The 23981-nt window shown below is 66.6% G+C and carries 25 protein-coding genes; 13 read left to right on the top strand and 12 right to left on the bottom strand.

Features of this window, described 5'->3' with window-relative positions:
* Positions 1-74: 74 nt before the first annotated feature.
* Positions 75-995, bottom strand: a complete 921-nt coding sequence (locus tag PI86_RS06380) for a LysR family transcriptional regulator (protein WP_039319998.1) — start codon at positions 993-995, stop codon at positions 75-77.
* 111 nt (positions 996-1106) lie between these two features.
* Here PI86_RS06380 and PI86_RS06375 point away from each other — a divergent pair, with 111 nt between their 5' ends.
* The 3 genes from PI86_RS06375 to PI86_RS06365 all read left to right on the top strand — a co-directional run bounded on the left by PI86_RS06375 (position 1107) and on the right by PI86_RS06365 (position 3292).
* Positions 1107-1535: a MarR family winged helix-turn-helix transcriptional regulator gene (locus PI86_RS06375; RefSeq protein WP_014900149.1), complete on the top strand. Its 429-nt coding sequence runs from the start codon at positions 1107-1109 to the stop codon at positions 1533-1535.
* A 67-nt stretch (positions 1536-1602) separates the two neighbouring features.
* Positions 1603-2850 carry an aconitase X gene (locus PI86_RS06370; RefSeq protein WP_014900148.1) on the top strand — a complete coding sequence of 416 codons (1248 nt, stop codon included), beginning with the start codon at positions 1603-1605 and terminating at the stop codon, positions 2848-2850.
* Positions 2843-3292, top strand: a complete 450-nt coding sequence (locus PI86_RS06365; RefSeq protein ID WP_039319996.1) for an aconitase X swivel domain-containing protein — start codon at positions 2843-2845, stop codon at positions 3290-3292. Before PI86_RS06370 ends, PI86_RS06365 begins: the two co-directional genes overlap by 8 nt.
* Positions 3293-3312: 20 nt before the next feature.
* Here the strand turns inward: PI86_RS06365 and PI86_RS17530 are convergent, their stop codons facing one another.
* From PI86_RS17530 to PI86_RS06350, 3 genes are all read right to left on the bottom strand, one after another.
* On the bottom strand, positions 3313-3915 hold the full coding sequence (locus PI86_RS17530) for a hypothetical protein (protein WP_200885185.1): 603 nt from the start codon (positions 3913-3915) through the stop codon (positions 3313-3315).
* Complete coding sequence (locus tag PI86_RS06355) at positions 3912-4457, bottom strand: hypothetical protein (protein ID WP_052319387.1); 546 nt, start codon at positions 4455-4457, stop codon at positions 3912-3914. Before PI86_RS06355 ends, PI86_RS17530 begins: the two co-directional genes overlap by 4 nt.
* Positions 4458-4567: 110 nt before the next feature.
* A complete protein-coding gene (locus PI86_RS06350) occupies positions 4568-5650 on the bottom strand; it encodes an AraC family transcriptional regulator (RefSeq protein ID WP_039319991.1) in 1083 nt (360 codons plus the stop codon).
* 76 nt (positions 5651-5726) lie between these two features.
* Here PI86_RS06350 and PI86_RS06345 point away from each other — a divergent pair, with 76 nt between their 5' ends.
* Positions 5727-7760 (top strand): NADPH-dependent 2,4-dienoyl-CoA reductase, encoded by a 2034-nt coding sequence (locus tag PI86_RS06345; protein ID WP_039319988.1) that lies wholly within the window; start codon positions 5727-5729, stop codon positions 7758-7760.
* A 192-nt stretch (positions 7761-7952) separates the two neighbouring features.
* Here the strand turns inward: PI86_RS06345 and PI86_RS06340 are convergent, their stop codons facing one another.
* Both PI86_RS06340 and PI86_RS06335 read right to left on the bottom strand, forming a co-directional pair.
* Positions 7953-8357, bottom strand: a complete 405-nt coding sequence (locus PI86_RS06340; RefSeq protein WP_039319986.1) for a DUF2471 family protein — start codon at positions 8355-8357, stop codon at positions 7953-7955.
* Positions 8358-8544: 187 nt separating this feature from the next.
* Positions 8545-9438, bottom strand: a complete 894-nt coding sequence (locus tag PI86_RS06335) for a LysR family transcriptional regulator (protein WP_039319983.1) — start codon at positions 9436-9438, stop codon at positions 8545-8547.
* Positions 9439-9524: 86 nt separating this feature from the next.
* Here PI86_RS06335 and PI86_RS06330 point away from each other — a divergent pair, with 86 nt between their 5' ends.
* On the top strand, positions 9525-10310 hold the full coding sequence (locus PI86_RS06330; protein ID WP_014900140.1) for an NAD(P)H-dependent oxidoreductase: 786 nt from the start codon (positions 9525-9527) through the stop codon (positions 10308-10310).
* A 139-nt stretch (positions 10311-10449) separates the two neighbouring features.
* Here PI86_RS06330 and catC read toward each other — a convergent pair whose 3' ends face one another.
* Genes catC through PI86_RS06315 form a run of 3 tightly spaced genes read right to left on the bottom strand, consistent with a single transcriptional unit; the run spans position 10450 to position 12851 of the window.
* A complete protein-coding gene (catC, locus tag PI86_RS06325; RefSeq protein WP_021157297.1) occupies positions 10450-10740 on the bottom strand; it encodes a muconolactone Delta-isomerase in 291 nt (96 codons plus the stop codon).
* A gap of 43 nt (positions 10741-10783) precedes the next feature.
* Positions 10784-11686, bottom strand: coding sequence for a catechol 1,2-dioxygenase (gene catA, locus PI86_RS06320; RefSeq protein ID WP_039319977.1), 903 nt, complete (start codon positions 11684-11686; stop codon positions 10784-10786).
* A 31-nt stretch (positions 11687-11717) separates the two neighbouring features.
* Positions 11718-12851: a muconate/chloromuconate family cycloisomerase gene (locus PI86_RS06315; protein ID WP_039319974.1), complete on the bottom strand. Its 1134-nt coding sequence runs from the start codon at positions 12849-12851 to the stop codon at positions 11718-11720.
* A gap of 91 nt (positions 12852-12942) precedes the next feature.
* Between PI86_RS06315 and PI86_RS06310 the strand changes: the two genes are divergently transcribed.
* Positions 12943-13839 (top strand): LysR family transcriptional regulator, encoded by an 897-nt coding sequence (locus tag PI86_RS06310; protein WP_039319972.1) that lies wholly within the window; start codon positions 12943-12945, stop codon positions 13837-13839.
* Positions 13840-13971: 132 nt separating this feature from the next.
* Here the strand turns inward: PI86_RS06310 and andR are convergent, their stop codons facing one another.
* Positions 13972-14931: an anthranilate 1,2-dioxygenase regulatory protein AndR gene (andR, locus tag PI86_RS06305; RefSeq protein WP_039319968.1), complete on the bottom strand. Its 960-nt coding sequence runs from the start codon at positions 14929-14931 to the stop codon at positions 13972-13974.
* 213 nt (positions 14932-15144) lie between these two features.
* Between andR and andAc the strand changes: the two genes are divergently transcribed.
* From andAc to PI86_RS06275, 5 genes are all read left to right on the top strand, one after another.
* Entirely contained in the window at positions 15145-16416 is a 1272-nt protein-coding gene (andAc, locus tag PI86_RS06295; RefSeq protein WP_039319964.1) for an anthranilate 1,2-dioxygenase large subunit AndAc, read from the top strand.
* Between the two features lie 14 nt (positions 16417-16430).
* Positions 16431-16907: an anthranilate 1,2-dioxygenase small subunit AndAd gene (gene andAd, locus PI86_RS06290; RefSeq protein WP_014900133.1), complete on the top strand. Its 477-nt coding sequence runs from the start codon at positions 16431-16433 to the stop codon at positions 16905-16907.
* Positions 16908-16923: 16 nt separating this feature from the next.
* On the top strand, positions 16924-17250 hold the full coding sequence (gene andAb, locus PI86_RS06285) for an anthranilate 1,2-dioxygenase ferredoxin subunit AndAb (protein ID WP_039319960.1): 327 nt from the start codon (positions 16924-16926) through the stop codon (positions 17248-17250).
* Positions 17240-18460, top strand: coding sequence for an anthranilate 1,2-dioxygenase system ferredoxin--NAD(+) reductase (gene andAa, locus PI86_RS06280; protein ID WP_039319958.1), 1221 nt, complete (start codon positions 17240-17242; stop codon positions 18458-18460). The genes andAb and andAa overlap by 11 nt, the downstream gene beginning before the upstream one ends.
* A gap of 162 nt (positions 18461-18622) precedes the next feature.
* Complete coding sequence (locus tag PI86_RS06275) at positions 18623-19909, top strand: DUF445 domain-containing protein (RefSeq protein WP_039319955.1); 1287 nt, start codon at positions 18623-18625, stop codon at positions 19907-19909.
* A gap of 48 nt (positions 19910-19957) precedes the next feature.
* Here PI86_RS06275 and PI86_RS06270 read toward each other — a convergent pair whose 3' ends face one another.
* Positions 19958-20257, bottom strand: a complete 300-nt coding sequence (locus PI86_RS06270; protein WP_006750245.1) for an addiction module antidote protein — start codon at positions 20255-20257, stop codon at positions 19958-19960.
* Between the two features lie 3 nt (positions 20258-20260).
* Positions 20261-20578, bottom strand: a complete 318-nt coding sequence (locus PI86_RS06265) for a type II toxin-antitoxin system RelE/ParE family toxin (protein WP_162835533.1) — start codon at positions 20576-20578, stop codon at positions 20261-20263.
* Between the two features lie 376 nt (positions 20579-20954).
* Between PI86_RS06265 and PI86_RS06260 the strand changes: the two genes are divergently transcribed.
* Both PI86_RS06260 and PI86_RS06255 read left to right on the top strand, forming a co-directional pair.
* Positions 20955-22595 carry an acetolactate synthase large subunit gene (locus PI86_RS06260; RefSeq protein ID WP_039319947.1) on the top strand — a complete coding sequence of 547 codons (1641 nt, stop codon included), beginning with the start codon at positions 20955-20957 and terminating at the stop codon, positions 22593-22595.
* A gap of 28 nt (positions 22596-22623) precedes the next feature.
* Positions 22624-23981: aldehyde dehydrogenase family protein (locus tag PI86_RS06255; protein WP_039319944.1), on the top strand; the 1358-nt coding region annotated here is incomplete at its 3' end.

Genomic DNA, 23981 nt, shown 5'->3' with positions numbered 1-23981 from the left:
GAGGGGCGGCGCAGGATCAGATTGGTGTCGTGGCTGTACCAATCGGCGGCAGGCACGCGCGGCCGCGCGCCGGATCAGGCCGCCGCCGGAACGATCCAGCCTTCGCGATCGCAGTACGCGGCCGTGTAGTCGATGAACGCCTTGACCTTCGCGGGCAGCAGCGCACGGTTCGCGTAAGCGAGCTTGATTTCCACGAACGCATCGACGAGATCGGCGCCTTCCAGCAACTGCACGAGCGCGCCGGACGCGAGTTGGGCTTCGACGAGCGTTTTCGGCACGACGCCGATACCGAAGTCGTGCATCACCATCTCGCGGTTGAAGACGGGGCTGTTCGACGAGATGTCGAAGCGGAACGGCACGGTCAGCGTGTCGCCGTCGACGCGGAACGACAGCGCCGGGCGGCGCAGCGACGGCGACAGCGGCACGAACGGATGATCGGCGAGCTCGGCCGGCGTTTCCGGGCGCGGATGCGTGCGCAGATACGCGGGGGTCGCGACGATCACCACCGGAATGCGTTCGACCAGCCGCACGACGGTCGTCTCGCTCGTCAGCATGTACGGCACGACGATGCCGATGTCATAGCCTTCGCCGACCAGGTCGACGGGGCGTTCGGTCAGCGTGACGTCGAGGCGCACCTTCGGATGCGCGGCCTTGAAGCCGGCGATCAGCGGCACGAGCCGGTTCAGCGCGGCCGTCGTATGCGCGACGAGGCGCAGCAGGCCCTCGGGCTCGCGGGTGTGCGACTGCGCCTGCGCTTCCAGCGAATCGAGTTCGTCGAGCACGGCCGCGCAGCGCTCGTAGATGCGCTCGGCGGTTTCGGTCAGCGAGACCTGGCGCGTGGTCCGGTGCAGCAGGCGGCTGCCGAAGCGCGCCTCCAGATCAGCGACCGCCCGCGAGACGACCGGCCGCGCGAGGCCATGTATGTCGGCGGCGCGCGTGAAGCTGCGCATCTCGACCACCGACCGGAAGATCCGCAGCTTGTCGATGTAGTCCATGTCCGTCTCCTCGAGGCGATGGCGGGGCGCCCGATCCACGCGGCCGGCCCCGGCCCTGTTACGGCGGAGTGTACATTGACTTTATGCATATGCACATATAAATTGCCGATCATGAACGATATCCAGATGGCCCAGGCCTGCAATTGCCTCGCGCTGCGTCAGGCGGCGCGCTTCGTCACGCAACTTTACGAGCGTCATCTGGCCCCGGTCGGTGTGACGCCCGCGCAGTTCTCGATCATGGCGAACCTGTCGCACCGGCCCGGCCTGGTGATGAGCGAACTCGCCGACCGGCTGGTGATGGATCGTACGACGCTGTTGCGCGCGCTGAAGCCGCTGCAGCGTGACGGATTCGTCGCCGCGGCCGCATCCGAGCATGACGCGCGCGCGCATGCGCTCAGCCTGACGAAGCACGGCGAGCGTACCTACGCGCAGGCAAAGGTCGCGTGGCAGGCCGCGCAGGACGAGTTCGAGACGCAGTTCGGCCGCAGCCGGGCCAAGGCGTTGCGCGACGAGTTGTTCAGCCTGACGGCGCTCCGATAGGTGCATCGCGCGCGGTAGTATTACAAAAGCGATCCGGATCCACCGGACGAGACACGAGGAGCCCCCCATGCTGCAGTTGAGCGAGCGCGACGACGCGATGTTGCGCGGCGCATTCGGCGCCGGCGTCGCGCGCGCGATGCGGATCGTTGCACGCACGGCCGAAGTGATGTCGGCGCCGCACCTGATCGACATTACGTCCGCGCATATCGACGGCTGTCTTTACCACGGCCAGACCAGCCTCGACTTCGTCGAGTATTTCGTCGATGCGGGCGCGCAAGTTGCTGTGCCGACCACGCTGAACGTCGGGTCGCTCGACCTGATCCATCCCGAGCTCTATCACGGCGACCGCACGATCCAGCGCGATGCGCAGCGGCTGATGGATGCGCACCTGCAGCTCGGTTGCGAATCGAGCTTCACGTGCGCGCCGTATCAGCTGAAGAATCGGCCGCGCCTCGGCGAGCAGATCGCATGGGCGGAATCCAATGCGATCGTGTTCGCCAACTCGGTGCTCGGCGCGCGCACCAGCCGCTATGGCGACTTTCTCGATCTCGCCGCCGCGATCACCGGACGCGCGCCATACGCGGGGCTGCATGTCGAATCGAATCGTGCCGCGCGGATCGTGTTCAATGCACCGGATTTCGGCAACCGGCCGTCGCGCGACATCTATTTCGCGGCGCTCGGGCTGCTGATCGGCAAGATCGCGGGCGCGATCGTGCCGGCGATCGTCGGGCTGCCCGCGGACACCACCGAAGACGAACTCAAGGCGCTCGGCGCGGCCGCGGCATCGAGCGGGGCCGTCGCGCTGTTCCATGCGGTGGGCGTGACGCCCGAGGCGCCGACGCTCGACGCGGCGTTGCACGGACGGGCGGCGCAGCGGACGATCGAGGTCGCGATGGCCGATCTCGACGAAATCCGCCGCACGCTGAACCATGGCGCGGCTGGCGATGCGCTCGTCGCGGTCGCGCTCGGCACGCCGCATTTCTCGCTGGCCGAATTCCGCACGCTCGACGCGCTGCTCGATCAGTTCGACGGCAAGCCGAAGTGCGATTTCTACGTGAACACGAGCCGCTTCATCCTGTGGGAGCTGGGCGAGCTCGGGCTCGCTTCGAAATTCGATGCGCGCGGCGTCCAGATCGTCGTCGACACCTGCACGTACATCACGCCGGTGATGAAGCAGCTGTCGGGCCTGGTGATGACCAACTCGGGGAAGTGGGCGTCGTATGCGCCCGCGAACATCGGCGTCACGGTGGCATACGGCAGCATGCGCGAGTGCGTGCGTTCCGCGTTCGAAGGAAAGGTGCGATTCGATGACTGACGCAACGATCGGGAAACTGACGGGCGACACGCTCGTGCCGGGCAGCGCATGCGCAAAGACGATCGTGCTCGACAAGCCGCTCAGCTTCTGGGGCGGCTACGACTCGGGCGCGGGGCGGATCGTCGATCGCGGGCATCCGCAGGCGGGCGCGAGCCTGGCCGGCCGGATCATGGTGATGCCGCATGCGAAGGGTTCGAGTTCGAGCAGCAGCGTGCTCGCGGAAGCGGTGCGCAACGGCACCGGGCCGGTCGGGATCGTGCTGAAGGAGCGCGACCTGATCATCTCGATTGGCGCGATCGTCGCCGCCGAGCTCTATGCGATCGCGGTGCCGGTGGTGTGCGTGACGGACGACGTGTACGACGCGATCGTCGCCGCGAACGGTGAAGTGCGGATCGATGCGGGTGATGGAGACGGCGGCGCGCGGATCGACGTCGGCGGCTGACGCATCGCGCGCTCGTCGGCTCAGAGGAAGCGGATGTGCGGCGCATCTGCCGCCGTGAGCGACAGCGCGTTTTTTGCCGCATTCATCTCGCGTTTGCCGCCGGGCTGATTGAGCCGTCGGATTTCGGGCCAGGCAATCACGCCGAACACCGAACGCAGGATCGTGCTCAGCGCGAGGAAGCCGAGCGCGGTTCCGCCAAACCACGCAAAGATGTCGAGCATGCCGTCCGTGCTGCCTTGCAGCGCGGACATGATACCGATGACGAACGCGACGGCGATCAGAACGCCGATCGTCACGATGACATCGGTTCGGGCGCTGGCGACGCGTGCGAGACGAACGAGATAGATCGAACCGTCAGTCACGTTGCGGATGCCGCAGATTGCGAGATTATCGCGCCCCTCGGCATACGCGACATCCAGCCGGTCGCCTGCAACGACGAACAGGTTGCGCGTCCCGCCGGTCCGGAGCGTGAGCGGCGCATCGAAAGCGTCGAGTCGAAGCTCGATCTCCTCGATGCTTTGCGTGGTCCAGCCGAGGTTGTTGCTCCAGACCTTCGTACTGATCGTCTTCTGACCGACGGACGTCACGCAGCCGGACGCGATTCGCATGGAACGATCGGTCATACGTTGCTCCGTTCGAATGTGCGCCGGGGCGGCTGGCATTGCCACTTTTCCTGGGCTTCGCGCCGTTGCGGCCGGAACACCAGTTCGGACAAGCCGGCGATCGAGAGCAGCGTGCCCAGCATGCTGATGATGCTGACGAACACGGTCAGGGCGAGGACGAGCGCCCAGCCGGATTTGAACGCGGCGCTACCGATCAGCAGGCTCAGCACGAACACACACGACGCCCGTGTGAGCAGCGACAGATTACGTTCCTTCTGCGCGAGCGCGTCGTAGGGCTGAATCGTCAGATCGCTGCTGGCGATCCACGCGATTCGGCGACGACCATGATCGTCGAAAACGCACGCGCGCACCGCCATCCCGGGTTTCAACAGATCGACCTGCTTGAACGCGTCGGCGTCGATATCGTCGGCGCAAAGGAAGTAGCAGGCGTCCTGCATCGTCACGCGATAAATCGGCACCTTCTTGTTGTCGACCGCGATACGGACCAGGTTCGTATCGATACGGTCGATCGTCGACTCGATCACGGTGGTGTGACTGGACATGGCTGGAAGCGGGCGTCGGCCCGTATCGCGTTGGCGTGCCATTCATCATACCGATGAAAATGAAATGCGGGCCACGCGCATGGCGGTATGGCGCCGCCCGCGTTTTCCCGTTATTCGTGCGCGGTTCCCGCCGCGGCCTCCCGATACGCGCTCGGCGTCTGCCCGGCCCACCTTCGGAACGCCCGCGTGAAATTCGCCGGGTCGGTGAATTGCAGTCGCTCGGCGATCGTCTTCAGGTCGAGGTCCGATGCCGACAGCAGTTGCTTCGCGTCGCGAAACCGCGCTTCGTCGAGCAGTTGGCGATAGCTTGCCCCGGCTCCTTCCAGCCGGCGCCGCAACGTGCGCGTTGACACGAGTAGCGCGTCCGCGAGCGCCTCCGGGCCTGGATAGTCGCCGGCCTTTCTCGCCAGTTCCGCGCGCACGCGCTCGACGAGGTCGCCTTCCTCCTGGCGCACCTGCGCGTACTCGCGCTCGACCTGCACGAGCGCCTGCCGGTGCGCGACTTCGTCGGCGAGCGGCAGCGGCCAGTCGAGCACGTCGCGCGCGATCCAAAGCGCATTTGCCGCGCAGCCGAATTCGACCGGCGGCAGCTGATCGCGATAACGCGCGAAATAACCGGGTTCCGGCCACGTGAAGCGCAGCGCGATCGGCGGCGACGCGCGCCCGGACCACTGCGAGATGTTTTGTGCGAGCCCCGTCAGCACGAACTCGAACATCACGTGATGCTGCAGCACGGGACTCGCCTGCACGCCGTGCAACTCGAGCGTCGCGCCGTGTTCGTCCTCCGCATAGGTCAGCCGATATTGACGGTTGCGCATCCGGAAGTAGCGCTGCGTGACGACCAATGCGTCGCGGATGTCCCGGGCGGTCAGCGTTGCATAGCCGAGGAAGCCGTGCACGGTCGGCTTCAGCAGCAACCCGAACGCGAGCCCGATGCCCGGATCGCCGCCGATCTCGATCGCGTTGAGCACGAGCCGACCCCATTGCGTCGGCGCGACGCGCGCGTCCGGTTCGGCCAACACCGCGTCGCGCAGCCCGGTGCCCGCGCGCACCGCGGCCAGATCGACGCCGCGCGCGGCCAGCGCCTGCAGCAGCAGGCGTGTATAGGCGACCGGAATCGTCGGCCGGCGCAGCCCGAGGTGGTCCTTGCGTGGCATGGGGGGCATGTCTTTTTGGCCGAAAATGACAAGCATTATGGCTGTTTGCCCCCTCACGTTCAAGGCGGCGCGCGGCCTACGATGACAACCATCGCCTATCGGCAGGATCATCATGACGACCCCTTTTCCCCACCTGCTCGCGCCGCTCGATCTCGGCTTCACGACGCTGAAGAACCGCGTGCTGATGGGCTCGATGCACACGGGCCTCGAGGACAGCCGCAAGACGCTGCCCAGGCTCGCCGACTATTTCGCCGAACGCGCGCGCGGCGGCGTCGGGTTGATCGTGACCGGCGGCTTCGCGCCGAACGTGGCCGGCTGGACCAAGCCGTTCGGCGGCACGCTGATGACGTCGGCCGGCGCGCGGCGGCATCGCGTGATCACCGATGCCGTGCATGCGGACGACGGCAAGATCGCGCTGCAGATCCTGCATACCGGCCGCTACGGCTACCACCCGTTCGCGGTCGCGCCGTCGAAGATCAAGTCGCCGATCTCGCCGTTCGCGCCGCATGAACTCAGTGCGCGCGGCGTCGAGCGGCAAATCCGCGCGTTCATCCGCTGCGCGCAGCTTGCGCGCGAGGGCGGCTACGACGGCGTCGAGATCATGGGCTCCGAGGGTTACCTGATCAACCAGTTCATCTCGATGCATACAAACAAGCGCACCGACCAGTGGGGCGGTTCGTACGAGAACCGTATCCGCCTGCCGATCGAGATCATCGAGCGTACGCGCGAAGCGGTCGGGCGCGACTTCATCCTGATCTACCGGCTGTCGATGCTCGACCTGATTCCGGACGGCAGCGACTGGAGCGAGACCGTGCAGCTCGCGAAGGCTGTCGAGCGCGCGGGCGCGACCATCATCAACACGGGGATCGGCTGGCACGAGGCGCGCGTGCCGACGATCGCGACGTCGGTGCCGCGCGGTGCGTTCGCATGGGTGACGAAGAAGATGAAGGGCGAGGTCGGCATTCCGCTCGTGACGACCAACCGGATCAACCGGCCCGAAGTGGCCGAGCAGATTCTCGCGGACGGTTGCGCGGACATGGTATCGATGGCGCGTCCGCTGCTCGCGGATGCCGAGTTCGTCGTCAAGGCCGCGCAGGGCCGCGCCGACGAGATCAACACCTGCATCGGCTGCAACCAGGCGTGCCTCGACCACGCGTTCAAGAACAAGATTGCGTCATGCCTGCTGAATCCGCGCGCGTGTCACGAGACGGAGCTGATCTACGCGCGTGCGCAGCAGCCGAAACGCATCGCGGTGGTCGGCGCGGGGCCGGCCGGGCTGGCGTGCTCGACCGTGCTCGCGCAGCGCGGCCATCAGGTCGACCTGTTCGATGCGGCGGCGGAGATCGGCGGCCAGTTCAACATGGCGAAGCGGATTCCGGGCAAGGAGGAGTTCGATGAAGCGCTGCGCTATTTCGGCAGGCAGGTCGAGCTGACCGGCGTGAACCTGCACCTGAACCGCCGCGTCGACGCGAGCGACCTGATCGCGGGCGGCTACGACGAAATCGTGCTCGCGACCGGCGTGGCACCGCGCGACCCGAAGATTCCCGGCCAGGACGGGCCGAACGTGCTCAGCTACATCGACGTGCTCGCGGGCAGGCAGCCAGTCGGCCGGCGTGTCGTGGTGGTCGGCGCGGGCGGCATCGGCTTCGATGTCGCCGAATATCTGGTGCAGGACGGCGAGTCGCCGACGCTCGACCTGGCCGAGTGGAAAGCCGAATGGGGCGTGACCGATCCGGCCGAGACGCGCGGCGGCGTGACGCGTGCACAGGTAACGGCGCCCGCTCGCGAAGTGACGCTGCTGCAGCGCAAGGCCGCGCCGCTCGGCAAGGGGCTCGGCAAGACGACCGGCTGGATTCACCGCGCGACGCTGAAGATGAAGCAGGTGAAGATGATCGGCGGCGTGAACTACGAACTGATCGATGCACGCGGGCTGCACGTGTCGTACGGCGAGCAGCGCACTGATCACGAACTGATCGAGGCCGATACGATCGTGTTGTGCACGGGGCAGGAGCCGCAGCGCGCGTTGCTTGCGCCGCTGCAGGCGGCCGGCCGCTCGGTGCACCTGATCGGCGGCGCGGAACTGGCCGCCGAGCTCGACGCGAAGCGTGCGATCGATCAGGGCTCGCGGCTCGCCGCGCGGTTGTAACAGGCCGCCGTTGCGGGCTTCGGTGCGGCGTTCGTCGCGCGGCGGTGGCTTGCCTGCGCGACGGCTCGCGACGTTTCGTCCGATGCCCCGGTTCGCTGGCACGGGATACCAGCGGAGCGCACGTACCGCGTCGCCACGCGATGGGGCGACGCGCATCCCGGCAGACCGCGATCCGCAACCGGCCGGCGTGCGTCAGGCCGCTTCGGCCCGTTCTTCCTCTTCCGCTTCGAGCATGGCCTTGACGATCAGGTAGACGGCCGGCAGGTCGTCGTCGTCGCGACGCCAGTCGACCGGTTCTTCGACGTCAGCGGCGACCAGCCGGCTGTCGCGCAGGCGGATGAACGCGTCGACGACCGTCGGATCGTTGCGGCTCAGGAAACCGGTATTCGAGAATGCGAGCTCCTCGACGTTCAGCAGCGCCTGCCAGCTCATCGTGCGGACGGCGGCCGGATGGGTGCGGCGTCGCAGGCCGAGCGCGCGCTGCGCGGGGCCGCCGACGACACGCTGCAGATCGACGACCGCCCGCTGCGCGGCACGCTCGAAGTGGGCGGGGTTGAAGCCGGGTTGCTCGGTATCGAATGCGGATGACTGGAACATGGTCGCCTCACAAAAGTCCGTCCGTCATGGGTGACGGAATTCGGGTCAAATGGTGCAAAAGCACTGTAAATATATACAGTGTTCGAGGCGGTTTCAAGTCCTGAGTGAACGCGCGTACGTCGAGACCGGTCCGGAATGGTCGGAGGCGAGGGGCGCAGCGTGCAGCCGTACCCGTGCGGCAAGCGTTCTACACCGACGCCGCGATCGTCTCGCGCAACCATCGATGCGCCGGATCGCGATGCACGCGTTCGTGCCACAGCATCGACATCTCGTAGCCCGGCACGTCGACCGGCGCTTCCACGACGCGCAACGCGGGCGTGCCGCGCACCAGACGCTCGGGCAGCATCGCGACGAGGTCGGTACTGGCGACGGCCGACATCACGAACAGGAAATGTGGCACGGACAGCACGACGCGCCGCGCGGCGCCCGCTTTTGCGAGCGCTTCGTCCGTCACGCCGAAGAAGCCGCCGCCGTCCGGCGACACGATCACGTGTTCCAGCGCGCCGAACTGCGCGAGCGTGGGGCGCCGCTTCAGCTTCGGATGACCGGCGCGACCGACCAGCACGTAGCGCTCGACGAACAGCGGCAGGCGCCGCATGCCTTCCGGCGAACCTTCGGTCGTATGGAACGCCAGGTCGATGTCGTTTCGCTCCGCGTCCTGCTCGATGCGCGGCGGCACGAGTTCGACGACGGCGAGCCGCGTAGCGGGGGCGGCCGAGCGCAGCGCGTTCAGCGCGGGCAGGACGATCGTCGATTCGCCATAGTCGGTCGCGGCCACGCGCCACGTATTCGTCGCGGTCGCCGGATCGAACGGCGTGGCCGTCAGCACCGCGCGTTCGACCGCTTCGAGTGCGTCCCGCAGCGGCTCGCGCAGCGTTTCCGCGCGCGCGGTCGGCCGCATCCCGCGCGGCCCGGGCAGCAGCAGCGGATCGCCGAACAGGTCGCGCAGTTTCTGCAACTGCACGCTGACCGACGGTTGCGACAGGTTCAGCTTTTCCGCTGCCCGCGTGACGTTGTGCTCGGCGAGCAGCACGTCGAGCGTGACCAGCAGGTTCAGATCCAGTCGCCTGAGATTGTTCATCGCTATACCTGGAATATCGGCAATTCATTTCCAATATACCTTCGGCGACGGCATCCTGCAGTCATTCAATCACCGGAGCAATGAACATGAATGTGCTGATCGTCTATGCCCATCCCGAGCCGCGCTCGCTGAACGGTGCGCTGCGGGACTTCGCGGTCGAGCATCTCGAAGCGGCAGGTCATGCCGTGCAGGTGACCGATCTGTATGCGATGAACTGGAAGGCCGCGTTCGATGCGAGCGATGTAACCGGTCGCGCCCCCGATGCGCGCTTCGATCCCGCGCTCGATTCGAAGCATGCGTTCGAGACGGGCACGCAGCGCGACGACATCGCGCGCGAACAGGAAAAGCTGAAGTGGGCCGATGCGGTGATCCTGCAGTTTCCGCTGTGGTGGTTCTCGATGCCGGCGATCATGAAGGGCTGGGTCGAGCGTGTGTATGCGTATGGTTTTGCGTACGGCGTCGGCGAGCATTCCGACCAGCACTGGGGCGACCGTTACGGCGAAGGCTCGTTCGCGGGCAAGCGCGCGATGGTGATCGTCACGACCGGCGGATGGGAGTCGCACTACAGCGCGCGCGGCATCAACGGGCCGATCGACGACGTGCTGTTCCCGATCCAGCACGGGATTCTGTATTACCCGGGGTTCGATGTGCTGCCGCCGTTCGTGATCTATCGGACGCACCGGATGGACGACGCGCGTTTCGATGAAACGCGTGCGGCGCTCGGCAAGCGTCTGGACGAACTGTCGACCGCGCAGCCGATTCCGTTCCGCCGGCAGAACGCGGGCGACTACGACATTCCGGCGCTGACGCTGAAGGCGGAGATCGCACCGGAGCAGGTGGGGTTTGCGGCGCATCTGGCGCGCGAGCGGTGATCGCCGCGACATCATCATGATGCGTGGCGATACCTGAAGCCAGGGGCTGCAAAGCAACACGGGCGACCGGCGAGAACATCGCCGGCCGCCCGTGTCGGGCTTCGCGCGGCCGTTCGGTAACGGCGCGCTTCACACCCACTTACCGATCATCCTCCCGCACCGAAGAAGGATGCCGGCACAGCGCCCGCACCTCCATCTCCATATACGGAAACAACGGCAGCTGACTCAACAGGTCATGCAGCTGCTGCACGCTCTCGACGTCGAAGATGCTGACGTTCGCATACTGCCCCGCGATCCGCCACAGATGCCGCCAGATCCCTTCGTTCATCAGGCGCTGGCACATCGCCTTCTCTTCGGCCTTCAGCGTGGCCGCCTTGACCGGATCCATGTCCGTCGGCAGACGGACGGTCATTTCCACATGAAACAGCATCCTGCGCTCCTTGCGTTATCGATTCGTCGAACGGGAGGGCCGCTCAGGCCTGCGCACGCGCCCGCTCGACTTCGCTCGCCGGCACGTCCTGTTTCTCCTTGAGCAGCGAGAAATCGAAGTCGATCAGCGCGAACTGCCCGTCGACGCCATACGGCTTGCCTTGCGCGCCCTCGGCCTGCTTGACCTTCGGGATCAGCCCTTCGCGGGTCGCGAATGCGAAGTCGTCCCAGATGTGCGGATCGCCTTCGATGTTGATCTGCGTCGTCAGCTTACGATATCCGTCCGCGGAGACGAAGAAGTGGATGTGCGCCGGACGGTGGCCATGGCGGCCGAGCTGGTCGAGCAGCTGCTCGGTCTTGCTGCCCGGCGGCACGCTGTAGCCCACCGGCAGCACGCTGCGGAAGCTGTAGCGGCCGTCGGCATCGGTGCGGATCGAGCGGCGCAGGTTGAACGCCGGCTGCGATTGATCGAAGTACGAGTAGTTACCCAGATGGTTCGCGTGCCACACCTCGACGAGCGCATTCGCGATCGGCGCGCCGTCCTGCCCGAGCACCTGGCCGCGCATGATCAACGTCTGGCCCGGATCGGTGCCGTCGTCGAGACGCGCATGGCCGACCGATTCCGGCGCGCCCGCGACATACAGCGGCCCTTCGATCGTGCGCGGCGTGCCGCCCTGGAAGCCGGCCTTCTCCTCGGCCTCGTCCATCCGTACGTCGAGGAAGCGCTCGAGGCCGAGGCCCGCGGCGATCAGCCCGAATTCCCGGCCGGCTTCGTTCAGGTAGTTGAGCGCGGTCCAGAACTCGCTCGGCTGCACGTCGAAGTCCTCGATCGTGTAGCAGATGTCCTTCACGATCCGGTTGACGATCGCGCGCACGCGCGGGTTGCCGGGCTGTTCCGCGGCATCGTCGAAGGTCTTCAGCAGTGCGTCGATGGCTTGCTTGTTCATCTGTGTCTCCGGTTTCGGTTGTCGTGTGGGGTCAGCGGGCGTCGCGTCGCATCCGTTCGATGCGGGCCCAGTCGAAGGTGATGCCGAGGCCGGGCGTCGCCGGCAGGTGCAGCTTGAAATCCTGGTAGCGCAGCGGCTCGACGAGGATTTCCTCGGTGAGCAGCAGCGGGCCGAACAGCTCGGTGCCCCATTTCAGCGAGCCGAACGTGCTGAACAGTTGCGCGGACGCCATCGTGCCGGCCGCGCCTTCGAGCATCGTGCCGCCGTACAGGTCGATGCCGGCTGCCGACGCGATCGATGCGACGCTCGCCGCGCCGAGCAGGCCGCCCGACTGCGCGATCTTCACCGCGAACACGTCGGCCGCGCGGTCCTGCGCGAGCGCGAACGCATCGACGGGGCCGTGCAGCGCTTCGTCGGCCATGATCGGAATCTGTGCGAGCTGCGTGAGACGTTTGAGCCCCGCGCGGTTGGTCGCGGCGATCGGCTGCTCGACGAGGCTCACGCCGGCATCCGCGAGTCGGGCGCCGGCCCGGATCGCCTCGGTTTCGGTCCATGCCTGGTTCACGTCGACGCGCACGTCGCCGCGCTCGCCGAGCGCGCGCTTGATCGCGATCACGTGTGCGACGTCGTCGTCGACCGCGTTCGATCCGATCTTCAGCTTGAATGCGCGATGGCGGCGTGCTTCGAGCATCGCCTCGGCCTCCGCGATGTCGCGCTGCGTGTCGCCGCTCGCGAGCGTCCATGCGACGTCGACCGCGTCGGTCGTGCGACCGCCGAACAGTTCGGACAGCGGCACGCCGAGGCGGCGCGCCTGCGCGTCGAACAGCGCGGTCTCGAGCGCGCACTTCGCGAACCGGTTGCCCTGGAACAGCTTGCGCGCACGGGCCATCGCGGCGCCGGGGCGGGTTGCGTCCATGCCTTGCAGCAGCGGCGCGAAGTAGGTGTCGATGTTGACCTTGATGCTCTCGGGGCTCTCCTCGCCGTACGCGAGACCGCCGATCGTGGTCGCTTCGCCGACGCCTTCGATACCGTCCGTGCATCGAACGCGGACCAGCACGAGGGTCTGGCAATTCATCGTCGCGACCGACAGTTTGTGGGGCCTGATCGTCGGCACGTCGACGAGCAGCGTCTCGATGCGTTCGATGGTGGCGGCAGTTGCTATCATGCGATTCCTCCTGTTGGTGCACATGGTAGGAATTCCCGCCCGGCGTCGTCCAACACTCTTTCCGACTACTTCCATACCTTTGAGGCATGAAATGGAATTGCGCCAGCTCCGGTACTTCATCGCCGTCGCGGAGGAAATGAACATCACGCGGGCCGCGGAGCGGCTGCACATGACGCAGCCGCCGCTGAGCCGCCAGCTCCAGGCGATCGAGGACGAGGTCGGGTTGCCGTTGTTCGAGCGCGGCGCACGGCCGCTGAAACTGACCGACGCGGGCCGCGTGTTCTATGCGCAGGCGACGCGCGTCGTCGAACAGGCCGACGAGCTCGGCCCGCTGACGCGGCGGCTCGCGCAGTTGTCGAAACGGATCGTGATCGGCTTCGTGCCGTCGACGCTCTATGGCGCGCTGCCGGACGTGATTCGCGCGTTTCGCGAGGCGCAGCCGGACGTCGAGCTGTCGCTGATCGAAATGTTCACGCTCGAACAGCTCGGCGCACTGAAGGGTGGGCGGATCGACGTCGGGTTCGGCCGCCTGCGCTTCGACGACGACCAGCTCGTGCGCGAGGCGCTGATCGAGGAAAAGCTGATCGCGGCGCTGCCGGTCGGGCATCCGCTCGCCGCTCCGGACCGGCCGCTGACGCTTGCGGACATCGCGAACGAGACGCTGATCGTCTATCCGAGCACGCCGCGGCCGAGCTTCGCGGATCAGCAACTGTCGGCGCTGCGCGACGGCGCGCTCGTGCCGGCGGCCGTGCACGAGGTGCGCGAACTGCAGACGGCGCTCGGGCTCGTCGCCGCGCAGGTGGGCGTGTCGCTGGTGCCGGAAAGTGTCGAAGGCGTGCGCGTGAAGGGGGTCGTCTACCGGCGGCTGCCGGAACCCACGGCGACGTCGCCGATCATCATGAGCCGCCGGCTGCACGGCGAAAGCGCCGCGACGACCGCGTTCTGTGCAATCGCGCGGGAGATGATCGTGCCGGCGGCACAGGATTGACCGTTCACGCATTAACCGCAACTAACGGTCAATTTTGAGGCGCCCGGCCCAATTCGGAGAGGACATCGCGATGCGATGTCATTCGCAGCTGACGTAACCGGCGACCAGCCGGCAAGTCAGCGCAGGCTACCGCTATCGCTTCCCGTCGAGCGTCTCCGACGGCGATTCGCCGAACTTCTCCCGATACGCGATCGCGAACCGCCCGAGGTGCGTGAACCCGCAATCGAGCGCGATATCGGCGATCCGTCGCTCGGACACCGACTCGCGCAGCAATTCCCGCGCGTGGTCGAGTCGCGTCGCGCGCAGGTATTGCATCGGGCTTGTACCGCGGAACTGCAGGAAGGCGTCGCGCAGCGTCCGTTCCGGCACGTTGGCGGCCTGGACGATATCGGCGAGTTGCAGCGGCTGCGCGTAGTGCGCGTTCACGAACTCCTGCGCGCGCCGCACGAAGCCCGGCGCCGGATCGCGGTGTGACGCGTGCAGTACCGACGGTGGGTGGCCCTCGATCAGCAGGTCGATCAGCAGGTGCTCGAGCTGCGACGCAACGCGAGGGTTCGAGTTCGCGCGTTCGAGCAGCTCGGGCGAGCGTGCGACGAGCATCAGCTGCTGGCGCCATGCGGCGAGTGCGGCGTCGCTGACGTGCAGCACGGGATCGAGCGTCGCGCGCGGGTCGCCCGTCAGCGAACCGACCGTGGCCGCGTCGATGCGCAGCACGAACTGCTCGCAATCGGCCGACAGCACTGCGTCGAAGGGCTCCCCGGGTGCGCACAGCACGCCGGTCTGGCCGTCGACGCCGAGCTGCCGCCCCATCGCGCGTACCTCGGCCTGGCCGGACAGGCAGAACATCAGCAGGTAGTAGCCGTCGACCGCGTCGACTTGCACGCGCATCGCGTCGCCGAATGCGATCGTGCCGATCCCGAGCCCGCCGAGCCTGACGAAATCCATGTGCGACGCACCATGCGTACGGCCGTTCGGCAACAGCGCATGCGGCTGCATCACGCGCGAGATCCGCTCGCGCGTCTCGTCGAGATCGCGGGATTCGAACAGCCGGTGCGCGCGCAGCGCGAGCGGCTCGAACGACGTTGGGGACATGGGCCTCAGCCTTTGTATGAGCGACGCGCGCTTCAATCCGACGAATGGGTCGCGATCGTGCGCTGGGTCGCGTGTGTCGCCATGCTAGCGCAGAAATCCGCCGAAAGTGGATATTGCGCCGCCGCAATCGCACTTTCCGGATAGACGGCGAATATTAGCCTTTCAAAAATGGACTCCATCTTGTTAATGAAACGGAACCACAAGGAGTCCGACATGGAGCAGACAGAATCGCCCGTCGTGTTCGCCTCGCGCGACGACGCGTCCGCCGTGCGCTTTCCGCACGACGACGGCTCGCGCGTGCCGTACAAGGTGTTCAGCTCGCAGGCCGTCTACGAACGCGAGCAGGAACGCATCTTTCGCGGCCCGACGTGGAACTTCGTTGCGCTGGAAGCGGAAATTCCGAACGCCGGTGACTTCAAGAGCACGTTCGTCGGCGACACGCCGGTGGTCGTCACGCGCACCGAGGACGGTACGCTGTCCGCATGGGTGAACCGCTGCGCGCACCGCGGCGCGCAGGTCTGCCGCAAGTCGCGCGGCAACGCGAGCTCGCACACGTGCGTCTATCACCAGTGGAGCTTCGACAACCAGGGCAACCTGCTCGGCGTGCCGTTCCGGCGCGGCCAGAAGGGGATGACCGGGATGCCGGCCGACTTCGACCCGAAGCAGCACGGGCTGCGCAAGCTGCGCGTCGACAGCTATCGCGGGCTCGTGTTCGCGAGCTTCAGCGACGAAGTGGCGCCGCTGCCCGACTATCTCGGCGAGCAGATGCGTCCGTGGATCGACCGGATCTTCCACAAGCCGATCGAGTATCTCGGCTGCACGCGCCAGTATTCGAAGTCGAACTGGAAGCTGTACATGGAGAACGTGAAGGACCCGTATCACGCGAGCATGCTGCACCTGTTCCATACGACCTTCAATATCTTCCGCGTCGGGATGAAGGCGCGCTCGATTCCGGATGCGAACCACGGGCTGCACAGCATCATCACGGTGACGAAAACGGGCGACGATACGTCGGCCGCGTACAAGCAGCAGAACATCCGGTCGTTCGACGAGGGTTTCCATCTGGAAGACGAGTCGATCCTCGATCTCGTGTCGGAATACGACGAGGACTGCACCAACCATATCCAGCCGATCTTCCCGCAACTCGTGATCCAGCAGATCCACAACACGCTGGTCGCGCGGCAGATCCTGCCGAAGGGGCCGGACAACTTCGAGCTGATCTTCCACTTCTTCGGCTACGCGGACGACACGCCCGAGCTGCGCGCGCTGCGCATCAAGCAGGCGAACCTGGTCGGGCCGGCCGGCTATATCTCGATGGAAGACACGGAGGCGACCGAGCTGGTGCAGCGCGGCACGGTGCGCGACGCCGACGCGACGTCGGTGATCGAGATGTCGCGCGGCAATCCTGACCAGCAGGACACGGTGATCACCGAAAGCCTGATCCGCAAGTTCTGGGTCGGCTACCAGAAGCTGATGGGCTATTGACGCGGGAGCGCGAAATGACGGAAGACATGAAGACGTGGTTCGAGATTTACATGCTCCAGAACCGCTACATCGGCCACCTCGACAACGACCGGCTCGAACACTGGCCGGAAATGTTCACCGAGGACTGCACGTACGAGATCGTGCCGAAGGAGAACGCCGATCTCGGGCTGCCGGTCGGGATCGTCCACTGCACGAACCAGCGGATGCTGCGCGACCGCGTGGTGTCGCTGCGGCACGCGAACATCTTTGAAGAGCACACGTACCGGCACATGACGTCGGGCCTGACGATCGTCGCGGAGCGTGACGGCGAGATCGACACCGAGAGCAACTACGTGGTCGTGCAGACCCGCAGCAACGGCGAATCGAACGTGTACCAGGCCGGCAAGTACTACGACACGGTCGTGCGTACGCCCGACGGGCTGCGCTACAAGACCAAGCGCGTGATCTACGACACGTCGCGCGTGCAGACCCTGCTCGCGACCCCGATCTGACAGCCAAGGAAACGACATGACCGAAGCAACGCTCGCCGAATGGCACCCGCTGGGTGCATTCGACGAATTCTCCGAAGACGAACCGGCGGCACGCGTCGCCGGCCAGAAGCCGATCGTGGTGTTCCGGATCGGCGAAGAACTGTTCGCGATGCACGACCTGTGTTCGCATGGCCATGCGCGCTTGTCCGAAGGCTATGTGGAAGACGGTTGCGTCGAGTGCCCGCTGCACCAGGGGCTGATCGACATTCGCACGGGGGCGCCGAAATGCGCGCCGATCACCGAGCCGGTGCGGACCTATCCGGTCCGGATCGTCGACGGGCAGGTGGAAGTCAATGTCGGCTGACCCGTTCGTGATCGTCGGCGCCGGCCACGCGGCGCGGCGTACGGCCGAAGCGCTGCGTGCGCGCGACACCGATGCGCGCATCGTGATGATCGGCGCCGAACCCGAGCTGCCGTACGACCGGCCCGCGCTGTCGAAGGATGCGCTGCTGAACGACGGCGGCGAGCAGCGCGCGTTCGTGCGCGATGCCGCGTGGTACGACGCGCAACGCATCGAGCTGCGGCTCGGCACGCGCGTCGAGGCGATCGAGCGCGATGCGCAGCGTGTGCGGCTCGATGACGGCGCGACGTTGCCGTACGCGCGGCTCGTGCTCGCGACGGGTTCGCGCGTGCGTGCGTTCGGCGGACCGGTCGACGCAGGCGTCGTTCCGCATTACGTGCGCACCGTTGCCGACGCGCGGGCGTTGCGCGCGCAGCTCGCGCCGGGCCGTCGCGTGGCGGTGCTCGGCGGCGGCTTCATCGGCCTCGAAGTGGCCGCTGCGGCGCGGCAGCTCGGTTGCGACGTGACGGTGATCGACCCGGCCGCGCGCTTGCTGCAGCGCGCGTTGCCGGAAGTCGTCGGCGCGTATGCGCGTCAGTTGCATGACGCGCGCGGCGTGAGCTTTCAGATGGCGACGCTGCCGCGCGCGATTCGTCAGGCACCGGGCGGCGGTGCGATCGTCGAGACCGATCGGGACGACGTGCATGCCGACATCGTCGTGGTCGGCATCGGCGTCGTACCCAATGTCGAACTCGCGCAGGCGGCCGGGCTCGACGTCGACAACGGGATCCGTGTCGATGCAGGGTGCCGCACCAGCGATCGGGCGATCTTCGCGGCGGGCGAGGTGACGATGCACTTCAATCCGCTGCTCGGGCGTCACGTGCGGATCGAGTCGTGGCAAGTCGCGGAAAACCAGCCGGCCGTCGCGGCCGCGAACCTGCTCGGCGCGGACGAAACCTATGCCGAGCTGCCGTGGCTGTGGTCCGATCAGTACGACTGCAACCTGCAGATGCTCGGGCTGTTCGGCAGCGAGCAGACCACGGTCGTGCGCGGCGATCCGGCGAGCGGGCCGTTCACGGTGTTCGGGCTGGACGACGACGGGAAGATCGCGGCGGTCGCCGCGGCGAACCTGGGGCGCGACATCGGTGCATCGCGCCGGTTGATCGCGGCAGGCGCGGTGCCCGATCCGGTGAAACTCGCCGATCCGGCGGTGAACCTGAAGACGTTGCTCTGAGGCAGCGCGCGAACGCGGATCAGGTGGCCGCGTTCGCGGCGGTACCCGGCGGGGGATGGAAGCCCGCCGCGGGCAGCATGTCCGGCCCGCGCATCGCATGCGGGTTTGTCGCAAGGCGGCGATCGGTGCATATTAGCGGCATTGCCGTTTCACCGGTCGCCCATGACGCCAGACAAAGCCCTCGAACTGAAACAAAGCAAGCGCCGCGCGTTATGGCTGCTGCTGGCCGCCGTCGCGGTGTTCGTCACGATGATCATGCTGCCGCGCGGCCCGTGGGTCGACGGTTTCAAGGCGGTGGCCGAGGCCGCGATGGTCGGCGCGCTCGCCGACTGGTTCGCGGTGGTCGCGCTGTTCCGTCGCGTGCCGATCCCGTTCGTGTCGCGCCACACCGAAATCATTCCGAAGAACAAGGACAAGATCGCCGACAACCTCGCGGTGTTCGTGCGCGAGAAATTCCTCGGTCCCGACGCGCTCGCCGCGCAGATTCGCCAGCACGATCCCGCGCAGAAGCTCGCCGCGTGGCTCGGCGAGCCGGCGAACACCGACGCGCTCGGCAGCTACGTGACGAAGCTGATGAGCTTCGCGCTCGACATGACCGACGACGCGAGGATCCAGTCGTTCGTCCACGATGCGTTCCGCGCGGTGATCGACCGGGTCGACCTGTCGCAGTCGGCCGGCGCGATTCTCGACACGCTGACGAAGGACGGCCGCCACCAGGCGCTGCTCGACGACGCGATCGAACAGGTGGTCGACGTGCTCGACAGGGAGGAGAACCGCGAGGTGATCGCGGACTTCATCGTCGAATGGCTGAAGACGCAATACCCGAAGGTCGAGAAGCTGATGCCGACGCAGTGGTTCGGCGAGAACGGCGCGCGGATGCTGGCGAGCGCGGTGAGCCGCGTGCTCGAAGGCGTGGCGGCGGATCCGGAGCACGAGTTGCGGCAGCGCTTCGACCGCACGGTCGTGCGCCTGACCGAGCGGCTGAAGCATGATCCGGCGTTCATCGCGAAGGGTGACGAGATCAAGCGCTACATCCGCGACGGCGACGCGTTCAACGAGTACGCGCGCGATCTGTGGGATCAGTTGCGTGCATGGCTGAAGGCTGATCTCGCGCGCGCCGATTCGGCGCTGCACCGGCAGGCCGCGACGCTCGGCGGCTGGCTCGGCGCGCGGCTCGCAGAGAGCCCGGCGCTGCGCGCATCGCTGAACGAGCACGTCGAGAAAGCCGTGCACGAGATGGCGCCGGATTTCGCGGATTTCCTGATGCGTCACATTCGCGACACGGTGCGCAACTGGGATGCGCGCGAGATGTCGCGGCAGATCGAGCTGAACATCGGCAAGGACCTGCAGTACATCCGCATCAACGGCACGCTGGTCGGCGGGCTGATCGGGCTCGGGCTGTATCTGGTCTCGCTGCTGCCGCGCTGGGTGGGCGGCTGGCTGCATTGACGCGGCCGCCGCCGTCGCGCACGTGGCACGCCGCCGCGCGCCGCTGCATCATGCGTGCGCCTTCGCGCCGTGCAGTTGCAGGCCGAGCGCCTTGATGACCTTCAGGATCGTGCCGAAGCTCGGATTGCCGTCGTGCGACAGTGCCTTGTACAGCCCTTCGCGCGACAGGCCCGCGTCGCGCGCGACCTGCGACATGCCGCGCGCGCGGGCGATCACGCCGAGCGCATGCGCGATGAAGGCCGGGTCGTCGCCGGCTTCCTGCAGACAGGCCTCGAAGTAGTCGGCCATGTCGTCGTCGGTTTTCAGGTGTTCGGCCGAATCCCACGGCCGGGTCTTGATCTTGTCCATCGATCACTCCAGGTCGAGCCGCGCGAGCATCGCGTGCGCGGCGCGGATGTCCGCCTGTTGCGTCGACTTGCCGCCGCCGCAGAGCAGGATCACCCATATCGTTCCGCGCCTGACGTAATAGACGCGATAGCCGGGGCCGTGGTCGATCCGCATTTCGACGACGGGGGAGCCGGCGGATTTCCAGTCGCCCGGATTGCCCATCGACAGGCGATCGATGCGCGCCTGGATGCGTCGCCGCGCGACGCGATCCGGCAGGCCGGCAAACCACGCGTCGAAGACGTCGGTGGTCCGGATGCTGAATGTAGGCGCACTGTAGGGCATGGATTGCAATATGTCAACCATGGTTCACATGTTCGATGAGTGGAATTCGGTTGCCCCAACAGTAGGGCGGCGCGCGCCGTTTGGGGCCGAATTGGCCATCAGGCCGATCCTGTCGAGGCGGGATCGGTCATCCGGTCGAAGCCGGAATTCCGCGAATCCGTCTACAATCAAAAACGTCTTTGCCGTCCGTGCGCGCATGCCGCGCACGGGCGGATCCGTTTGTCCTCCTCATCGGGAGGCGCCGCCGTGCTGCGCGCGGCGGGCAGTGCCGTGGTCTGTGTCCAGTAGGTAAAGCGTCCGCGCGCCGTAGGCCGGCGCGCGTTCTGAACGCCGCGCGTCCGTAGGCCGGGCAGGCGGCATCAACCGAGAGTCCCCCATGAAAGCATCGGATCTGTTCGTGAAGGCGCTGGAAGCCGAAGGCGTCGAGTATGTGTTCGGCATTCCCGGCGAGGAAAACCTCGATCTGCTCGAATCGCTGCGGCGATCGAAGATCAAGCTCGTGCTGACCCGGCACGAACAGGCGGCCGGGTTCATGGCCGCCACCTACGGCCGCCTGACGGGCCGTACCGGTGTGTGTCTCGCGACGCTCGGGCCGGGCGCGACCAACTTCGTGACGGCCGCCGCGTATGCGCAGCTCGGCGGCATGCCGATGCTGATGATCACCGGGCAGAAGCCGATCAAGTCGAGCAAGCAGGGCCACTTCCAGATCGTCGACGTGGTCGACATGATGCAACCGCTCACGAAGTTCACGCGGCAGATCGTGTCGATCGGCAACATCCCGTCGGCCGTGCGCGAGGCGTTCCGCCGCGCGGAGGAGGAGCGTCCGGGCGCCGCGCATCTCGAACTGCCGGAAGACATCGCGCACGAGGAAGGCGACGGCAAGCCGATCCCGCGCAGCTACAGCCGGCGGCCGGTGGCCGAGGAGAAGGCGGTCGCGCATGCGGTCGACGCGATCCAGGCCGCGCGCCATCCGCTGTTGATGATCGGCGCGGGCGGCAACCGCAAGACGACCTGCAAGATGCTGCTCGAATTCGTCGACAAGACGGGCATCCCGTTCTTCACGACGCAGATGGGCAAGGGCGTGATCGACGAGACGCATCCGCTGTGGCTCGGCAACGCGACGCTGTCCGACGGCGACTTCGTGCACCGCGCGATCGAGCATGCGGACTGCATCATCAACGTCGGGCACGACGTGATCGAGAAGCCGCCGTTCTTCATGCGCGCGGACGACAAGACCGTCATCCACGTGAACTTCCTCGGCGCGCAGGTCGATCCCGTCTACTTCCCGCAGATCGAGGTGGTCGGCGACATCGCGAACGCGGTGTGGCAGATGAAGGAAGCGGTGACGCCGCAGACGCACTGGGATTTCGCGCGCTTCGCGATGATCAAGGAGCATTTCGACGCGCACCTGCAGAAGGGCCAGCACGACCCGCGCTTCCCGATGTATCCGGTGCGGATCGTCAACGACCTGTACACCGCGCTGCCGCTCGACGGGATCGTCTGCCTCGACAACGGGATGTACAAGATCTGGTTCGCGCGCTACTGGCGTGCGCACGAGCCGAACTCGCTGCTGCTCGACAACGCGCTCGCGTCGATGGGCGCGGGCCTGCCGTCGGCGATCGCGACGAAGATCGTGCATCCGCAGCGCAAGGTGATCGCCGTGTGCGGCGACGGCGGTTTCATGATGAATTCGCAGGAACTCGAAACGGCCGTGCGGCTGAAGCTCGACATCGTCGTGATGATCCTGCGCGATGATGCTTTCGGGATGATCCGCTGGAAGCAGGAAAACATGAACTTCCCCGATTTCGCGATGACGCTGAAGAACCCCGATTTCGTGTCGTATGCGCAGAGCTACGGCGCGCACGGGCATCGCGTCGAAGCGGCCGACGATCTCGAGCCGCTGCTGCGCGACTGCTTCGCCACGCCGGGCGTGCATGTGATCGACGTGCCGATCGACTATTCGGACAACGAGCGCGTGCTCAATCGCGAAATCAAGCGCCTGTCGGCGCAACTCTGAATCCGCCGTTCACCGGAAGGAGCACCCCATGCTGAAGGATACCTATCCGTACTACCTCGCCAACGAAGCCGTCTACGCGAATACCGATCTGGACGTGACGGACAAGTTCAGCGGCAAGGTCGCGACGCGCGTCGCGCTGGCCGACGCGAAGGCGATCGACGCGGCGATTGCCGCGGCGGTCGACGCCGCGAAGCCGATGCGCGAGATGCCGGCCTACAAGCGGCAGGCCGTGCTCGACCATTGCGTCGCGCGCTTTCGCGAGCGTTTCGACGAGCTGGCCGAGGCGCTGTGCATCGAGGCCGGCAAGCCGATCAACGATTCGAAGGGCGAAGTGACGCGGCTGATCGATACGTTCCGCGTCGCGTCCGACGAATCGGTGCGCATCGACGGCGAGATCATCAACCTCGAGATCTCCGCGCGTGCGCAAGGCTATACGGGCTACACGAAGCGCGTGCCGATCGGCCCGTGCTCGTTCATCTCGCCGTTCAACTTCCCGCTGAACCTCGCCGCGCACAAGGTCGCGCCCGCGCTGGCCGCCGGCTGTCCGTTCGTGCTGAAGCCCGCGAGCCGCACGCCGATCGGCGCGCTGATCATCGGCGAGGTGCTTGCGGAAACCGATCTGCCGAAGGGGGCGTTCTCGGTGCTGCCCGCGCATCGCGACGGTGCGGACCTGTTCACGACCGACGAGCGTTTCAAGCTGCTGTCGTTCACGGGCTCGCCGGCCGTGGGCTGGGCGCTGAAGGAGAAGGCCGGCAAGAAGAAGGTCGTGCTGGAACTCGGCGGCAACGCGGCGGCGATCGTCGACGCGGACCAGCGCGCGCAGCTCGACTACGTGGTCGACCGTCTCGCGTTCGGCGCGTACTACCAGTCGGGGCAGAGCTGTATCGGCGTGCAGCGGATCCTCGTGCATGCGGACCTGTACGACGTGCTGCGCGACAAGCTGGTCGCGAAGACGCGTTCGCTGAAGATGGGCGATCCGAAGGATCCGTCGACGTTCGTCGGCCCGATGATCTCCGAATCCGAATCGCGCCGGCTGTCGGGCTGGATGGACGCGGCCGTCGCGGCGGGCGCGAAGATCGTCGCGGGCGGCAAGGTCGACGGCGCGATGTTCGAGGCGACGCTGCTGGAGAACGTCGGCCGTGAACAGGACTTGTACCGCAAGGAGGCGTTCGGCCCGGTCGCGATCCTCGAGAAATTCGACCGCTTCGACGATGCGCTCGCGCGCGTGAACGACAGCGACTTCGGGCTGCAGGCCGGCGTGTTCACCGATTCGCTCGCGCATGCGCAGCGCGCGTGGGACGAACTGGAGGTGGGCGGCGTCGTGATCAACGACGTGCCGTCGTTCCGTGTCGACAACATGCCGTATGGCGGCGTGAAGGATTCGGG

The sequence above is a fragment of the Burkholderia sp. A9 genome (genome assembly GCF_000801975.1).
Note: the sequence above shows the minus strand (reverse complement) of the source record. Positions and strands in the feature narration are given on the sequence as shown.

Coding starts and splice junctions, on each gene's coding strand:
- PI86_RS06380 (WP_039319998.1), bottom strand. CDS start 995: ATGGACTACATCGACAAGCTGCGGATCTTCCGGTCGGTGGTCGAGATG.
- PI86_RS06375 (WP_014900149.1), top strand. CDS start 1,107: ATGAACGATATCCAGATGGCCCAGGCCTGCAATTGCCTCGCGCTGCGT.
- PI86_RS06370 (WP_014900148.1), top strand. CDS start 1,603: ATGCTGCAGTTGAGCGAGCGCGACGACGCGATGTTGCGCGGCGCATTC.
- PI86_RS06365 (WP_039319996.1), top strand. CDS start 2,843: ATGACTGACGCAACGATCGGGAAACTGACGGGCGACACGCTCGTGCCG.
- PI86_RS17530 (WP_200885185.1), bottom strand. CDS start 3,915: ATGACCGATCGTTCCATGCGAATCGCGTCCGGCTGCGTGACGTCCGTC.
- PI86_RS06355 (WP_052319387.1), bottom strand. CDS start 4,457: ATGTCCAGTCACACCACCGTGATCGAGTCGACGATCGACCGTATCGAT.
- PI86_RS06350 (WP_039319991.1), bottom strand. CDS start 5,650: ATGCTTGTCATTTTCGGCCAAAAAGACATGCCCCCCATGCCACGCAAG.
- PI86_RS06345 (WP_039319988.1), top strand. CDS start 5,727: ATGACGACCCCTTTTCCCCACCTGCTCGCGCCGCTCGATCTCGGCTTC.
- PI86_RS06340 (WP_039319986.1), bottom strand. CDS start 8,357: ATGTTCCAGTCATCCGCATTCGATACCGAGCAACCCGGCTTCAACCCC.
- PI86_RS06335 (WP_039319983.1), bottom strand. CDS start 9,438: ATGAACAATCTCAGGCGACTGGATCTGAACCTGCTGGTCACGCTCGAC.
- PI86_RS06330 (WP_014900140.1), top strand. CDS start 9,525: ATGAATGTGCTGATCGTCTATGCCCATCCCGAGCCGCGCTCGCTGAAC.
- catC (WP_021157297.1), bottom strand. CDS start 10,740: ATGCTGTTTCATGTGGAAATGACCGTCCGTCTGCCGACGGACATGGAT.
- catA (WP_039319977.1), bottom strand. CDS start 11,686: ATGAACAAGCAAGCCATCGACGCACTGCTGAAGACCTTCGACGATGCC.
- PI86_RS06315 (WP_039319974.1), bottom strand. CDS start 12,851: ATGATAGCAACTGCCGCCACCATCGAACGCATCGAGACGCTGCTCGTC.
- PI86_RS06310 (WP_039319972.1), top strand. CDS start 12,943: ATGGAATTGCGCCAGCTCCGGTACTTCATCGCCGTCGCGGAGGAAATG.
- andR (WP_039319968.1), bottom strand. CDS start 14,931: ATGTCCCCAACGTCGTTCGAGCCGCTCGCGCTGCGCGCGCACCGGCTG.
- andAc (WP_039319964.1), top strand. CDS start 15,145: ATGGAGCAGACAGAATCGCCCGTCGTGTTCGCCTCGCGCGACGACGCG.
- andAd (WP_014900133.1), top strand. CDS start 16,431: ATGACGGAAGACATGAAGACGTGGTTCGAGATTTACATGCTCCAGAAC.
- andAb (WP_039319960.1), top strand. CDS start 16,924: ATGACCGAAGCAACGCTCGCCGAATGGCACCCGCTGGGTGCATTCGAC.
- andAa (WP_039319958.1), top strand. CDS start 17,240: ATGTCGGCTGACCCGTTCGTGATCGTCGGCGCCGGCCACGCGGCGCGG.
- PI86_RS06275 (WP_039319955.1), top strand. CDS start 18,623: ATGACGCCAGACAAAGCCCTCGAACTGAAACAAAGCAAGCGCCGCGCG.
- PI86_RS06270 (WP_006750245.1), bottom strand. CDS start 20,257: ATGGACAAGATCAAGACCCGGCCGTGGGATTCGGCCGAACACCTGAAA.
- PI86_RS06265 (WP_162835533.1), bottom strand. CDS start 20,578: ATGCCCTACAGTGCGCCTACATTCAGCATCCGGACCACCGACGTCTTC.
- PI86_RS06260 (WP_039319947.1), top strand. CDS start 20,955: ATGAAAGCATCGGATCTGTTCGTGAAGGCGCTGGAAGCCGAAGGCGTC.